Raw genomic sequence first — 12355 nt, 5'->3', positions numbered from 1 at the left:
TTCTCCGTCGGATTGGTCATTACTTTTGACGGAACATGCCGTTCTGGCATCGGGCCGTCCGGGGCCTGTTACGCGGACACGCAGCTATAGGTTGCATAATTTTTGAAAAAACACGCAGTGGCTTAATCTAGATCAATATCGAGGCCCATATGCCGCGAAAAATTGAGCCTCAACCGGCCGCCGCAGTAACGGCCGAGCGCTCATTCAGCATATTTGTGCAGGCCGTCTCATGAGCCGCCGTCCAGTCATGCCCCAGACATCGACGACCCGCTCAAGTCGCCGATCACAAGCTCTACATCTGTAATGTAGAAATGTTAGCTGCGAATGGACGCAAAGCGCAATCTTCGGCATAGGGGCGCGGATGAGCCCGGAACTGCTTCTCTCTCTCGCCGACAGGGTCGGCATCTTCGTCTTCGCCATTTCTGGAGGCGTTGTCGCTGTGCGCAAGGATATGGACTTTCTGGGCGTCATCGTGCTCGCCTTTCTGCCGGCCATCGGCGGCGGCACATTGCGTGATCTCCTGCTCGACCAGCCGGTTTTCTGGCTAAGCGATACGACGACTTTGATCCTTGCCACCGCAGGCGGCATGACGGCGTTTTTCTTTTACCGGTTCGTCAGCCAGTTCCGGGCCCTGCGCTGGCCGGATGCTGCGGGGATGTCTCTGTTCGCAATCGTCGGCGCGGCCAAGGCTATGGAGCTTGGCCACGGTTTCGCCGTGGTCGTCATGATGGGCACGATCACCGCCAGTGCGGGTGGCTTGATGCGCGATGTTGTGGCCAATGAAGAGCCGCTTGTTCTGAAAGAAGGCGAACTCTATGCGACCTGCGCGATTGTCGGCTCGGTCGTCTATTTCCTGCTCATGCGGCATGGGCCGAGCGAAGCGCTGGCTTTATCGGCCGGCGTGGCGACAGCTTTTATTCTGCGGGCCTCGGCCATTCTGTTTGGCTGGATGCTGCCGAAAGCCAAGAGCTGACGCTACTCGGCGGCCACCATCGGCGCTTCCTGACGTCGCACCGCCCGGCGCAAGACATCCCCATAGCCATACGAGATGCAGTCTGTTTCAGCATAGAAGCCGCGCTCTGACAGGAGGCGGTGAAGCTTCGACAGATTGTAAGGCGGGATACTGGCGAGCAGATGATGCTCCAGATGGTAATTCACATTGTTCGGGGCGATGAAAACACGCTGCCAGAAGGGCGCGACCGTCGTCCCGGTATTGAGCCGCGCATCGAGCTGCGAGCGGTCAATCGCGGTGCCGTGCTCACCGATCTGGCGCAGGCGGACGACGGCTGGATAGATAAACAGCTCGGCTGCCCACCACATCAGATACGCCCAAGGCGCGCCAACAGCCGTCAAGGTTGCGAGCAAGCCGACATGGAAAGCGAGCCATTTCCAGTGGCGCGACAGTTTGAACTTGCGGATCTTGTACATCGTATCGCGAAATCCGGTCTGGCCGGTCAGGTCACGCTTGAATTTCCGCATCAGGCTCTCGCGCGGAACGGGATAGTTTTTCACAAAGCCGATGTCCGGGTCATCGGGCGTGCCGGCATATTTATGATGCTTGAGATGATAGGCCCGGTAGGCCGCAAGAGAAATGTTCATGGGGGCGCCCACGATCCATTCACCGACAAACTCGTCCACGTCCTTGCTCTTGAAGAAGGCGTGATGCGCGCAGTCATGATTGATGATGCCCAGCCCCAGCTGGCGTCCCCCTAGCAGGATGATGCCGAGCAGGATGGTGAGAGGGTTCGTCCAAATGATCGCCATCGCAAAGGCAGCGACGATCAACCCCCAGTTCCAGATGAGAGTCGCCGCCGCTTTCAGGTCAGACTTCTCACGCAGGCTGCGCATTTCGTCCTTTGAAAGCGCGTCAGATAGTTTCATCAAGGTCGACATGGGGCTTGCTCCGTAACGATCATTATCGTTTATTACATTTTTTATCACATTGGGTCAATATTTGTATTATTTTAAGCCTCTGACACCGGATGACATCTCCGCGCGGGGTCTGGTCCTCTCTTTACTGAGCAGCACAGGCACCGAGCGCCAGAGCGTGTCGAGCCTGGTCAATGCCGGAGCCTTGTTCGGGATTGAACCAGCGACGCTGCGGGTCGCGATCACCCGCCTGCAGAAGGCCGGTCTTCTGGGAAGTCCCGAGCGCGGCGTCTATATTGCAGGCCCGAAAGCGAAAGCGCTGACCCGCCGCGTCCAGCAATGGCGCAGCGCGCCAGAGCGCACACAAGACTGGGACGGAGACTGGCTGGTCGCGCTTACCCATCAACTCGGCCGCACAGACCGCAAACAGGTGCGCGCCCGCGAGCGCGCCCTCGCTTTGTCAGGCTATCGCGCGGCGGACATGGCGCTGTGGGTGCGTCCCGCCAATCTGGTGGGGTCTCTGGCCGATCACAGAGCAGATTTGATCGATATCGGCGCCGATGAAGACATCCGGTTGCTGAAATCGACCGCAAGCGCCCCGGACGCGAAGGAAGACTGGTCCCGTCTCTGGTCAATCGACGCGCTGGAGCAGTCCTATCGCGACGCCATTCAACGGATGACGGGCAGCCTGAGCGGCCTCGACAATCTGGACGCGGCAGATGCCGCCCGCGAAACCCTGCTCATCGGGCAGGCCGTCATCCGCACCATCAACTTTGATCCGCTGCTGCCCGCAGAGCTCGCCGAGGCAAGGCTGTTCGAACAGATGGTCGAAACGATGAAGACCTATGATGCGCGCGGTCAGGCCTGTTGGGCAGCGTATTTTTTGAAACTCGCCTGAAATAGCTCAAGAAAGATTGCTAATCACAACTCGTTGTAAAGCACTACCGTGCCATCAGTGTTTGATGCGGTTAAACCTGTAGGAGAGACAATGACGAACCTTTTTAAGGTACAGGGTAACGAATTGGTCGCGGCCTCCGCAGGGCGATTAAGCCGAGAAAGTCAGATTGAAGACTGGGTTGAGCGCAATCCCGCACTTCTTGGTCTCGACGCTATGATTATTGGACGCCAGGTCCCCACCGCGCATGGAAAATATATAGACCTCGTCGCGATGGACCGCGAAGGTACGATTATCATAATCGAGTTGAAGAAAGACAAAACTGCACGCGACATTGTCGGTCAAGTTTTGGACTATGCGTCCTGGATCAAAACGCTTTCAACGGCGGATATCTATAAGATTGCCGAGCAATATACTTCAAAGCACCTGACTTCCGCTTATTCGGAATATTTCAATGAGAACATTCCGGAACAGCTAAATTCAACACATTCAATGCTAATCGTTGCCAGCGAACTTGACCCTTCATCTCGCAGAATAGTCGAGTATCTTTCTGAGGAGCATGGCGTGGCGATAAATACGGCGTTCTTCAACGTCTTTGAGCACGATGGTGGAGAATGGCTGACGACCGACTTCTTGCTTGATCAGGCGGCCGTGGAAGAACGCTCTGAACGCAAAGTCAAAGCACCTTGGTCCGGCTACTACTTCGTGAATGCAGGCATTGGAGAAGACCGCGGTTGGACCGATATGGTGCGATACGGATTCATTGGCGCAAGTGGTGGAAGTTTCTATACCAAGCGACTAGACCAACTCAAACCTGGTGACAAAGTTTTCGTTTACGACAAAGGCAACGGGTATATCGGCTACGGGATTGTGAACCAAAGCAAAGTTCGGGCAAGCGAGTTCTCTACCGAAAACGGGCCATTATTTTCACAACCGCTCGAGCAGCCGAATATAAAGCTGAATGCTGAAGATTCAGAGATCGCTGAATATGTCGTCGGCATAGACTGGTCCAAGACTTTTGACGTGTCGCACGCCAAAAGATTCAAAGGCGCATTTGCTAATCAGAACATTGTTTGCAAACTCAGAGATCAGGCGACCATTGAGTTCTTGATTCAGGCATTTGAAGTCAACGAGTGAGGCTTCTAGAGAAACTCGTTCAGCGTTTCCATGAACAGGTCAAACCGGTCATGGTGCAGCCAGTGGCCGGCGTCCGGGAAGAGTTTAACCTCTGCATTCTGGAAATACTGATCGCGGCCATCCTCTGCCGGGTTCGAGGCCCAGCTTTTCTCGCCATAGAGCAGCAATGTCGGACAGGTGATCGATTCCCAGAGCTGGTGGATCTGCTCAATCGTCAGATCAACTGATTCCCAGACGCGCAGATAATTGTCGAACTTCCAGCTATAGGTGCCGTCTTCATTGCGGGCGATGCCGTTGATCGTCAGGTGGCGGGCCTGTTCGGCTGAGAGGAAGCTGTTCTCTTCCTTCATGCGGGCATAGGCCTGCTCGAGGCTGTCATAGCGTTTGGGCTGACGGCCAGAGAGCGCGCGCTTATCCTCGATCATCTTGCGGAAACGGTCCTGCCAGGGCGTTTCCTGACGCTGCTCGATAATCTTTGGTGACGGTCCAAGGCCTTCGATGGCCACCAGCTTGTCGACCTTGTCCGGATAGAGGCCGGTATAGCGCAGCGCGATGTTCCCGCCGAGCGAATGCGCGATCAGGGTCACCTTCTCCAGCTTCAGCTGATGGATCAGCTGCGCCAGATCGTAGATATAAGCCTGCATGTTGTAATTGCCTTCAGGCGACCAGGCACTGTCGCCATGGCCGCGAAGGTCTGGCGCGATGATATGCCAGTCCTGACGCAATTCCTGGGCGACCCAATCCCAGCTGCGGCAATGGTCGCGCCCGCCATGCACCATAACCAGCGGCGGCGCTTCGTCATTGCCCCAGTCGACATAATGGAGCTTGAGACGCTGAGAGTAGTAAGAGTGTGAGACCGGACCATGCAGTGTCATAGGTTTTCCCTGTTTCTCATCGCTTCGTAGAAGGCAATCGCGGCCGCATTGGAGACGTTGAGGCTTTCCATGCCGGGTGTCATCGGAATGCGCGCAAGCTGTGCACAGGCTTTTGCAACGGCCGGGCGCAGGCCTGAACCTTCGGCGCCCATCACGAAAGCAATCTTGCGCGCACCTGACACGGCATCGGCAACCGTCTCAATCCCTTCACCGGCCAGCCCGACCGTATGATAGCCGGCCTCACCAAGCGCATCGATGGCGCGCGCTATGTTGACGACGCGCACTTCCTCAACCGCTTCGATTGCGCCAGCGGCCGCTTTTGCCGCAACGCCTGTCACCAAGGGCGTATGGCGCGTCTGCAGGATCATGGCGCCCACACCGAACGCCGCAGCAGATCGGAAAATCGCGCCGAGATTATGCGGGTCCGATAGCTGGTCAAGCACGCAGACCCGGTCCGGCGCATCGACCCGGGCAATGCACTCATCCAGCGCGACAGGCGCCAGTGGATTGACCTTGACCGCCAGGCCCTGATGCACGGCCCCCGGTGGCAATAGCTTATCCAGTGCCTTCGGGTCCATAATCTCGGCTTGCGCGAAGCCGGTGCGCCGCGCCGCATTTTCTGTTGCGACACAACGCAGTATCTCGCGGCTTCGGTTCGCAATTGCCGCTTCAACGGCATGTTGCCCCCACAGCCAAACAGGTGCGGACGGGTCAGGAGCAGCTCTCGCTGCAAATCGACGTTTCTCATGGTTGCGTGCGATTGGCTTCATCCCTATAAAGCGGCCTTCGGTGCGCCGGTGACTGCTGTTGCAGACATTTGGCGTCCTGTTCCGGCGACGTCAATCAGAGCGTCGCAGGGCATGCCCTGGAGGGGTGGCCGAGTGGTTAAAGGCAGCAGACTGTAAATCTGCCCGCATAGCGTACACAGGTTCGAATCCTGTCCCCTCCACCACTGCCCTGTTCTCTGATAGGATTTAGCCGGGCGCCCGGACTTACAGGGCGGGTATAGCACAACGGTAGTGCAGCAGCCTTCCAAGCTGAGGATCTCGGTTCGATTCCGTGTACCCGCTCCAGTCCGCCGCTCTCTGACATCAAGCGTTGATTGGTTTTTTGCCTGCCGTGCCAGTAGGGGAATGGCGCACCTAACAGGATTCGAACCTGTGACCTCTGCCTTCGGAGGGCAGCGCTCTATCCAGCTGAGCTATAGGTGCGTTGGGGTGTCCATATTCGAAGCTGTCGCATGGTGCAATCTTTTCGCAGCACGCAAGGCATTCGCTTTTGCACCCACTGCGCCTATAAGACAGGGCAGATACTGATTTTTCCAACAGGAGCCTGTTTCCGGCATGACTTTTTCCCTCCCCCGCGCCGCCGCTGTTTCAGGGCTCGCGCTAACCTTCCTGCTGGCAGGCTGCGGCACGCAGTCCGATGAACCGACTACGCCCGCGCAGACTGAGGAAGACGTCAGCATCGTCGAGGCGACGACTGAAACCGAAGCGCCAGAAGACGTCCGCCGCGATCGCGAGGACATTCTCGCAGAATTCGAGACGGCCCTGGCAGAAGCGAAAGCGACATCCGGGAGCGGGTCTCCCGCGCTGTGGACGCTTTCCGATGACGACACCACGATCTACATTTTCGGCACGGTCCACCTGATGCGCCCCGATATGGAATGGCGCACGGCTGAATTTTCTGAAGCGTTCGATAGCGCTGACAAGCTGGTTCTCGAACTGGACATGGAAAGCCCTGAAGGCCAGCGGGAAATGGCAAAGGACTTCATGTCCAAGGGCCTCTATGGCGATGGGCGCACGCTGAGCAGCGAGCTCAGCGAAGGCGATCTTGAAGCCCTTGAAAGCGCGCTGGATTCCCTCGGGCTTCCCATCGCCGCGATCAATCCTATGGAACCGTGGATGGCCGCAATCAATCTGTCTGTGCTGAGGCTCCAGAAGGACGGCTTTGACCCGAATGCAGGCGTTGAACAGATCCTGCTGGCGGATGCCCACGAAGATGGCAAATCATTCGGTTATCTCGAAACGGCCAGCATTCAGGCAGACATTTTCGATACGCTTCCAGAGCCTGTCCAGAAGGAATATCTCTACGAAACGGCCCTGACGCTCGACGACACGACCAAAATGCTGGATCAGGTCGTTGAAGAATGGTCCGACGGCGATGTTGCAGGTCTCGGAACACTGGTCGCAAATCCCGATACGGGCGGCGGCGAGGGCGTCTACGATGCGCTATTCCTCAGCAGAAACCAAAACTGGGCGCCCAAAATCGCAGACATGCTGGATGAACCGGGCACGGTCTTTATCGCTGTGGGCGCCGGGCATCTTGCCGGGCCAGATAGCGTCATCACGATGCTTCGGGACGAAGGCTATGAGGTCGAGGGGCCGTAGGGCGACCGCCCTGGCCTTTTGCCCTCAAGGCGGATTGCCGTCCCAATCGATGATCCAGTCGATCTGGTCTTCCTCGAAAACCGTGTCCTCGCTGACCGTCTGACCCATGACAGAGTGACCACCGCTATGGACAAGATCGCGGTCGCCGCTGATCAAATGGTGCCAGTCCGGCAGGCCCCTACCCTCATGGAGACGGCGATAGGCGCAACTTTGCGGCATCCATTTCAGCTCTGAAACCGATTTCGGGGTCAGGATCACGCAATCGGGCACCTTGGCCTTGCGGTTTTCATAATCGGCGCATTTGCAAAGATCAGCATCGAGAAGCCGGCAGTGTAGCCGGGTGTAAGCGATATCACCGCTGTCTTCGTCTTCGAGTTTGAGCAGGCAGCATTTCGCACAGCCATCGCAGACCGACTCCCACTCCTGCGGGGTCATTTCATCGAGACGTTTGGTTTGCCAGAACGGTTTCGTCATGCCGCCATGATGGCTCAGGCGACGACGTCTTGCCACTCCGGATGTCGTTGCAGCTGCACACGGGCAAATCCGCAGACCGGGCGCAAGCGAAAGTCTTCCTTGCGCGCCTTTTCAACGAGTTTGCCGACCAGCTTGGTGCCGAGCCCGCGTCCACCAAGCGCCTTGGGCACCCCGACAAAATCGACCCGCATGATGTGCTTGGCGTCCCAGCCATAGCGGATCTCGACTTCGTGGCCGTCGACATCTGCGGTCAATCTGGAGCCGCTGTCTTCAAGTTTGAGATCGGTCATTTCAATACGTCCTTCCAATCGCCATGCTTTTCAAATTGGGCTTTGGCAAAGGGGCAAAGCGGTACGATCTTGCGGCCATGGCGCCGCGCATCCTCAACCGCCCTCAGGACCAGCTTGGTGCCGACCCCTTGTCCGCCTAGCTCTGACGGCACCCCGGTGTGATCAATAATGATGATCTTTTCGCCTGCGCGTGAATAGGTCATTTCAGCCTCATGGCCGGAAACGGTGACGAAATATCGCCCGCCGCTTTCAGTCTCCGTCTGCTGGATATCGAGATCGCTCATACACGGCCTTCCACGCCTTCGAGCCCCGCTTCATCAAAAAGGCGGGGCAGTTTTTTCCTGAGCTTGAAATAGCCTGCCGTCGTGTGCGGCCAGAAAATGTCGTCCCAGGGTCTTCGAAGATATGAGATCGTGAGGCCCCTGTTTTCAAGATCAGCCAGAACCGGGATCATCCTGTCACGGCTCCAGCCAACCGGGACCCAGGGAATGGCGATCTGATCTGTGTCGAGCGACTGCGCCCACTCATGAATGTCGTCCGTCAGCGATGCGGTTTCACTAAAATCCACGGTATCGACGCAATAGACTTTTGAGGCCCGGCTGAGCGCGTCCGTCATTGCTTGACTGGTAAACGCCGAGGCCTTTTCTCCAGCGCCATGTGGCGACCGCAACTCCGCACTCGAAACGCCTGCAATTGCCGCGATATCGGCCTCTTTGCCTAGCATCGTTTCGGGGCTGAGATCATCCTCGGTCAAAAGCAGTGCAAACCGGCCACTCGGCACGCCGTCTGCCGGAGAGATGTCCTCTGGTTCGGGGTTAGCCGCGCCGCCTACGGGATCGGCCTGCGTAGCCAGATTGTCCGGACTGAAACGACCATTTGAGCAGACTTCGATGGCTTTGTGGCTCGCCAGATATGTCTTGCCTTCGGTGTGAAGCCCGCCGATCCAGCGCCATGACAGCGTATTTGAGGCAGGGTCCCCATCCATCAAATGCCTGAGAAGGAACTCAGCGCCGAGCTGCCAGGGAAGCTTGAGCGTGAACATCCAGATTGAGGCAAAAGACATCCGCGCATGATTGTGCAAATAACCCGTCTCGATGAGTTCGCTTGCCCAGGTGTCAAACCCGTCTATCCCCGTCTTACCGGCAATGGCGCGTTCGTAGGCTTCCTTGGTTTCCGTGTCACTTTCTAGCGATGCGAAAAGCTGGTCGCGCTCAGCGCAATAGGCAGTCCAGACACCGGGGCGATGCTCCAGCCAGCCCTTGAAATAGGTACGCCAACAAAGCTCCTGCAGGTATTTATGCGACGCCTCGAAGCCATACGCCTCAAGTGCGGCTGCAGCGACTTCCCGCTCACTGATCAGGCGATGACGCAGAAAGGGCGAGAGGCAGGACACGTTCGTCCGGCCAACTCGCCCAAAATCAATATTCCGCTGTGACGCATAGACCTCGCCCATATTCGGGACGAAATAATTCAGCATCTTGAGGGCCGTCTCGCGCGTGGAGTTGATATTTCCAGTGCTCATGCGCATTCAATTAGGCTGCGCCAACACGCCAGCCAGAAGATTACTTCTGGTCTTTTTTCTTGTCGCCAGAGAGCGCGTCCTTGACCTCGCCAAAGGTCTCCTGACCTTCGCCTTCGACCTGTTTGGCCTTGCCTTCAGCCTCTAGCTCACGGTCATTTGTGACGACGCCAGCGACTTCTTTTGCTTTGCCTTCAACTTTTTTGGCGAAGCCTTTTTCCTTGTCATTTCCCATTGTATTCTCCTTTCTGGAGATTGCTAAACTTGCTGAATCAACCGGCGAACAGGCCGCAGCGTTCCATGGATGCCGAAATTAAATCCTGTGCTACACGCGTCTCATGAGCCGCCTGCCCCCCCGCCCCGATCTTGCCTGGAAAGAAGACGGCACCCCCGTCGATGACGCCTTCGGGGATGTCTATTTTTCGCGTCACAACGGTCTTGAAGAGACGAAAACTGTCTTTCTAAGAGGCTGCAGCCTGCCTGAAAGCTGGGCCGGGGCGAAGCGTTTCACGATTGCAGAAACGGGCTTCGGCACGGGCCTCAATTTTCTAGCCGCCTGGCAACTCTGGAATGGCACGAGGCCGTCGACGGATGCGTGGCTTCATTTTGTGTCATTCGAAGCGTTTCCACTCGACCGCGAAGATGCCGCAAAGGCGTTATCTGCCTGGCCCGAACTCGGTGACCTCCCCACTCGCCTTGCCACCGCCTGGCCTGAGCGGGCCAAGGGCGTCCAGCGTATGGTCTGGTCGCAGGACGGCGTCACGCTGACCCTTCATATTGGTGACATCGCCGACACATTGGCGAGCGCGCATTTCAAGGCCGATGCCTGGTTTCTCGATGGGTTCTCACCCGCAAAGAATAGCGCAATGTGGGATGCCTCGCTCTGGCCCCTCGTCAAAGAGAGATGCCGGAAGGACGCAAAACTCGCGACATTCACGGTCGCTGGTTTCGTTCGCCGTGGCCTCCAGGCGGCCGGCTTTGAGGTCGCGAAGACTGAAGGATTTGGCCGCAAGCGGGAACGGCTGGAAGTCTCCCTTAAAGAAGAACCGGCAGAGCAGGCAGACGTCTATGGCCTGCGCCAGGCAGAAACCCGCCCTGATCGCGTGCGGATTATCGGCGCGGGTATTTCCGGGGCTTGTCTGGCACGCACCTTTCTTGATCGCGGCCTGGAAGTTGAGGTCATCGATGCTGCGTCCAGCCTTGGCGAGGGCGCAAGCAGCAATCCTCTGGCATTGGTCATGCCGCGCCTTGATGCAGGCGACACGGTCCAGGCCGGGCTTCTGATCGATGCGTATCTCTCGGCCCGCCGCTTCTACAGCGAACGCGTCGGTGTCACGCAAACCGATGTCGCTCACAGACCCAAGGATGAGCGCGAGGCGCAGCGGATCGCGAAACTGCTCGCAGATCCGCCGCTCGGGCTGGAGAACCTCGAAGCCATGGCAGGCGGCCAGTTGCACAAGCGGGCGTTGATCCTGGAACCACAACATCTGCTACCTGCCCTGCTCGACGGCGCCCGGCTTCAGATGGGCCGGGTCTTTGACATGGATGAGCTGGAAGACGGCGTGCCGACCATTCTGGCCTGCGGCATGGCGGCGGCTGACAACCTTCCCTGGCTGTCTCTCGTTGGCCGAAGCGGTCAGGTCGAATTCGCCGAAACAGATGTCGATGCGCCGCCGTCAGCTATTGCGAGCGGCCACTATGCGTTGGCGCTCGGCAAGATGCGGCTCTGGGGAGCGACGTTTGAAAGCTGGGACAAGAAAACACCAGAAACGACGGACGCCGCCCACGCCGAAAACATGGCAGCCCTCGAAAGGCTCGATCCTTATTGGCGGCAAATGGCCAAAAAGGCCGACATCCAAAGCCGGGCGGGTGTGCGGGCCACGACGCCGGACCGTCTGCCGCTGATAGGCGCGGTGCCAGATGAGGCGCGTGCCAGAGATGTTTTTGATGGGGTCCGACATGGACAGACCGTTGATCAGGATGCCCCCCTCATCAACGGTCTTTACCTTTCGGGTGGATTCGGCTCTCGCGGATTTACCTGGGGTCCGTGGGCCGGGGAGATACTCGCGGCGCAGCTGCTGGGTGAGCCATCGCCGGCGAGCAAGCCTGCTCTGGAAGCAGTGGCCCCGATGCGGCAGATCCTGAGAGACCTGAAGCGGGGCCGTTAAGCCTAGCTTGCTGCGGCAAAGACCAGCTGAAGGCCAGTTTCGGCGGAGGTCTGGAGCGTCATTTGCACGCCTCCTGCCTCGACATGCAGTCCGCCGGTGGCGCTGGCGAAGACGGCCGCGCCGAGCATTGCGAGCGCGATGCTCAGTGCAATCCATCCGCTGGTCTGAAGTCTGTTGGTCATTGTATTTGCCCCCTCTGGGCTGATCGGGTTGAAGTGGGGTGCCGGCTCTGACCCATAGTGCCGGACTGGCAGGGTAAGGATGAGAGCCGACATAATTTAGTTCTTCTCGAGGTTGCGGAATTCGCGGCGCAGGCGCCATTCATCCGACGTGACGGAGGCCTCGAGGTTTTGCAGACGGTCTTCCAGGTCCATGAAGGTGTACTTCAGGCCGGAATAGGTCCGCTTCGGGCGGTCCGATACGCCGCGCCAGAAAGCTTCTTCTTCTGGCGCCAGGTGGCTGTAGTCTTTCGGTGCCTTCGGAACGAGCAGGATCATCACAATATAGGCGAGGATGACCAGAGGCCCTGCGAAGAGGAAGAAAGAGGCCACGGCGAGGAGCCGGACGATGATTGGATCCCAGCCAAACCGCTCTGCGATCCCGCCACAAACACCGGCCCAGACCTTGTTCCGGCGGGACCGGTAAAGGCGTTTCGGGTTTGGCGAACGGAACATTTCGTCCTCATAGGGCTGCGAATGTTCGCGGCGACTGCGGTGATGACGATGATGGGTCATGTTA

At 57.9% G+C, this 12355-nt stretch carries 15 protein-coding genes and 3 tRNA genes; 7 read left to right on the top strand and 11 right to left on the bottom strand.

Translation table 11 applies throughout. The annotated features are described in order from the left end of the window. Positions 1–361 precede the first annotated feature (361 nt). Positions 362–973 carry a trimeric intracellular cation channel family protein gene (locus tag B8783_RS15970; protein WP_084421070.1) on the top strand — a complete coding sequence of 204 codons (612 nt, stop codon included), beginning with the start codon at positions 362–364 and terminating at the stop codon, positions 971–973. A 2-nt stretch (positions 974–975) separates the two neighbouring features. On the opposite strand, the gene B8783_RS15965 is transcribed toward B8783_RS15970, so the two are convergent. Next, positions 976–1893 (bottom strand): fatty acid desaturase family protein, encoded by a 918-nt coding sequence (locus B8783_RS15965; RefSeq protein WP_084421069.1) that lies wholly within the window; start codon positions 1891–1893, stop codon positions 976–978. 61 nt (positions 1894–1954) lie between these two features. Here B8783_RS15965 and B8783_RS15960 point away from each other — a divergent pair, with 61 nt between their 5' ends. Continuing rightward, on the top strand, positions 1955–2767 hold the full coding sequence (locus tag B8783_RS15960) for a hypothetical protein (RefSeq protein ID WP_233355827.1): 813 nt from the start codon (positions 1955–1957) through the stop codon (positions 2765–2767). A gap of 90 nt (positions 2768–2857) precedes the next feature. After that, positions 2858–3901 carry an endonuclease NucS domain-containing protein gene (locus B8783_RS15955; RefSeq protein ID WP_084421068.1) on the top strand — a complete coding sequence of 348 codons (1044 nt, stop codon included), beginning with the start codon at positions 2858–2860 and terminating at the stop codon, positions 3899–3901. A gap of 5 nt (positions 3902–3906) precedes the next feature. On the opposite strand, the gene B8783_RS15950 is transcribed toward B8783_RS15955, so the two are convergent. Next, positions 3907–4776, bottom strand: a complete 870-nt coding sequence (locus B8783_RS15950) for an alpha/beta fold hydrolase (RefSeq protein WP_084421067.1) — start codon at positions 4774–4776, stop codon at positions 3907–3909. Further along, the gene (locus tag B8783_RS15945; protein WP_084421066.1) at positions 4773–5546 is read right to left on the bottom strand and encodes a TrmH family RNA methyltransferase; all 774 of its coding nucleotides are present in this window, start codon (positions 5544–5546) and stop codon (positions 4773–4775) included. Before B8783_RS15945 ends, B8783_RS15950 begins: the two co-directional genes overlap by 4 nt. Before the next feature lie 97 nt (positions 5547–5643). On the opposite strand from B8783_RS15945, the gene B8783_RS15940 reads away from it, so the two are divergent. After that, positions 5644–5728, top strand: a tRNA-Tyr gene (locus tag B8783_RS15940). A gap of 47 nt (positions 5729–5775) precedes the next feature. Beyond that, positions 5776–5849: transfer RNA gene (locus B8783_RS15935), tRNA-Gly, on the top strand. Between the two features lie 61 nt (positions 5850–5910). Here the strand turns inward: B8783_RS15935 and B8783_RS15930 are convergent. Next, a tRNA-Arg gene (locus B8783_RS15930) sits at positions 5911–5987 on the bottom strand. 132 nt (positions 5988–6119) lie between these two features. Here B8783_RS15930 and B8783_RS15925 point away from each other — a divergent pair. Further along, a complete protein-coding gene (locus B8783_RS15925) occupies positions 6120–7166 on the top strand; it encodes a TraB/GumN family protein (RefSeq protein ID WP_084421065.1) in 1047 nt (348 codons plus the stop codon). A gap of 24 nt (positions 7167–7190) precedes the next feature. Here B8783_RS15925 and B8783_RS15920 read toward each other — a convergent pair whose 3' ends face one another. The 5 genes from B8783_RS15920 to B8783_RS15900 are packed head-to-tail and all read right to left on the bottom strand — an operon-like array spanning position 7191 to position 9684. After that, complete coding sequence (locus tag B8783_RS15920; protein ID WP_084421064.1) at positions 7191–7640, bottom strand: YcgN family cysteine cluster protein; 450 nt, start codon at positions 7638–7640, stop codon at positions 7191–7193. A gap of 14 nt (positions 7641–7654) precedes the next feature. Further along, positions 7655–7930 (bottom strand): GNAT family N-acetyltransferase, encoded by a 276-nt coding sequence (locus tag B8783_RS15915; protein WP_084421063.1) that lies wholly within the window; start codon positions 7928–7930, stop codon positions 7655–7657. Then, a complete protein-coding gene (locus B8783_RS15910; protein WP_084421062.1) occupies positions 7927–8214 on the bottom strand; it encodes a GNAT family N-acetyltransferase in 288 nt (95 codons plus the stop codon). Before B8783_RS15910 ends, B8783_RS15915 begins: the two co-directional genes overlap by 4 nt. Next, entirely contained in the window at positions 8211–9452 is a 1242-nt protein-coding gene (locus tag B8783_RS15905; RefSeq protein WP_233355826.1) for an FAD-binding domain-containing protein, read from the bottom strand. Before B8783_RS15905 ends, B8783_RS15910 begins: the two co-directional genes overlap by 4 nt. Before the next feature lie 40 nt (positions 9453–9492). Next, a complete protein-coding gene (locus tag B8783_RS15900) occupies positions 9493–9684 on the bottom strand; it encodes a CsbD family protein (RefSeq protein ID WP_084421061.1) in 192 nt (63 codons plus the stop codon). A 103-nt stretch (positions 9685–9787) separates the two neighbouring features. On the opposite strand from B8783_RS15900, the gene mnmD reads away from it, so the two are divergent. Further along, positions 9788–11617 (top strand): tRNA (5-methylaminomethyl-2-thiouridine)(34)-methyltransferase MnmD, encoded by a 1830-nt coding sequence (gene mnmD / locus B8783_RS15895; RefSeq protein WP_084421060.1) that lies wholly within the window; start codon positions 9788–9790, stop codon positions 11615–11617. 2 nt (positions 11618–11619) lie between these two features. Here mnmD and B8783_RS15890 read toward each other — a convergent pair whose 3' ends face one another. Both B8783_RS15890 and pspC read right to left on the bottom strand, forming a co-directional pair. Then, positions 11620–11799: a hypothetical protein gene (locus tag B8783_RS15890; protein WP_084421059.1), complete on the bottom strand. Its 180-nt coding sequence runs from the start codon at positions 11797–11799 to the stop codon at positions 11620–11622. A gap of 96 nt (positions 11800–11895) precedes the next feature. After that, positions 11896–12351 (bottom strand): envelope stress response membrane protein PspC, encoded by a 456-nt coding sequence (gene pspC, locus B8783_RS15885; protein WP_084421058.1) that lies wholly within the window; start codon positions 12349–12351, stop codon positions 11896–11898. Between the last annotated feature and the right edge of the window lie 4 nt (positions 12352–12355).

Source organism: Henriciella litoralis, assembly GCF_002088935.1.
In the GTDB taxonomy this organism is placed as follows: domain Bacteria; phylum Pseudomonadota; class Alphaproteobacteria; order Caulobacterales; family Hyphomonadaceae; genus Henriciella; species Henriciella litoralis.
The sequence above is the reverse complement of the archived record's forward strand: the minus strand, read 5'-3'. Positions and strand labels throughout refer to the sequence as shown.

Bases quoted from the DNA above. Each gene is read 5' to 3' on its own strand.
- pspC (WP_084421058.1), bottom strand. From the start codon at position 12,351: ATGACCCATCATCGTCATCACCGCAGTCGCCGCGAACATTCGCAGCCC.
- B8783_RS15925 (WP_084421065.1), top strand. From the start codon at position 6,120: ATGACTTTTTCCCTCCCCCGCGCCGCCGCTGTTTCAGGGCTCGCGCTA.
- B8783_RS15910 (WP_084421062.1), bottom strand. From the start codon at position 8,214: ATGAGCGATCTCGATATCCAGCAGACGGAGACTGAAAGCGGCGGGCGA.
- B8783_RS15900 (WP_084421061.1), bottom strand. From the start codon at position 9,684: ATGGGAAATGACAAGGAAAAAGGCTTCGCCAAAAAAGTTGAAGGCAAA.
- B8783_RS15965 (WP_084421069.1), bottom strand. From the start codon at position 1,893: ATGTCGACCTTGATGAAACTATCTGACGCGCTTTCAAAGGACGAAATG.
- B8783_RS15915 (WP_084421063.1), bottom strand. From the start codon at position 7,930: ATGACCGATCTCAAACTTGAAGACAGCGGCTCCAGATTGACCGCAGAT.
- B8783_RS15950 (WP_084421067.1), bottom strand. From the start codon at position 4,776: ATGACACTGCATGGTCCGGTCTCACACTCTTACTACTCTCAGCGTCTC.
- B8783_RS15905 (WP_233355826.1), bottom strand. From the start codon at position 9,452: ATGAGCACTGGAAATATCAACTCCACGCGCGAGACGGCCCTCAAGATG.
- B8783_RS15955 (WP_084421068.1), top strand. From the start codon at position 2,858: ATGACGAACCTTTTTAAGGTACAGGGTAACGAATTGGTCGCGGCCTCC.
- B8783_RS15890 (WP_084421059.1), bottom strand. From the start codon at position 11,799: ATGACCAACAGACTTCAGACCAGCGGATGGATTGCACTGAGCATCGCG.
- B8783_RS15920 (WP_084421064.1), bottom strand. From the start codon at position 7,640: ATGACGAAACCGTTCTGGCAAACCAAACGTCTCGATGAAATGACCCCG.
- B8783_RS15970 (WP_084421070.1), top strand. From the start codon at position 362: ATGAGCCCGGAACTGCTTCTCTCTCTCGCCGACAGGGTCGGCATCTTC.
- mnmD (WP_084421060.1), top strand. From the start codon at position 9,788: ATGAGCCGCCTGCCCCCCCGCCCCGATCTTGCCTGGAAAGAAGACGGC.
- B8783_RS15945 (WP_084421066.1), bottom strand. From the start codon at position 5,546: ATGAAGCCAATCGCACGCAACCATGAGAAACGTCGATTTGCAGCGAGA.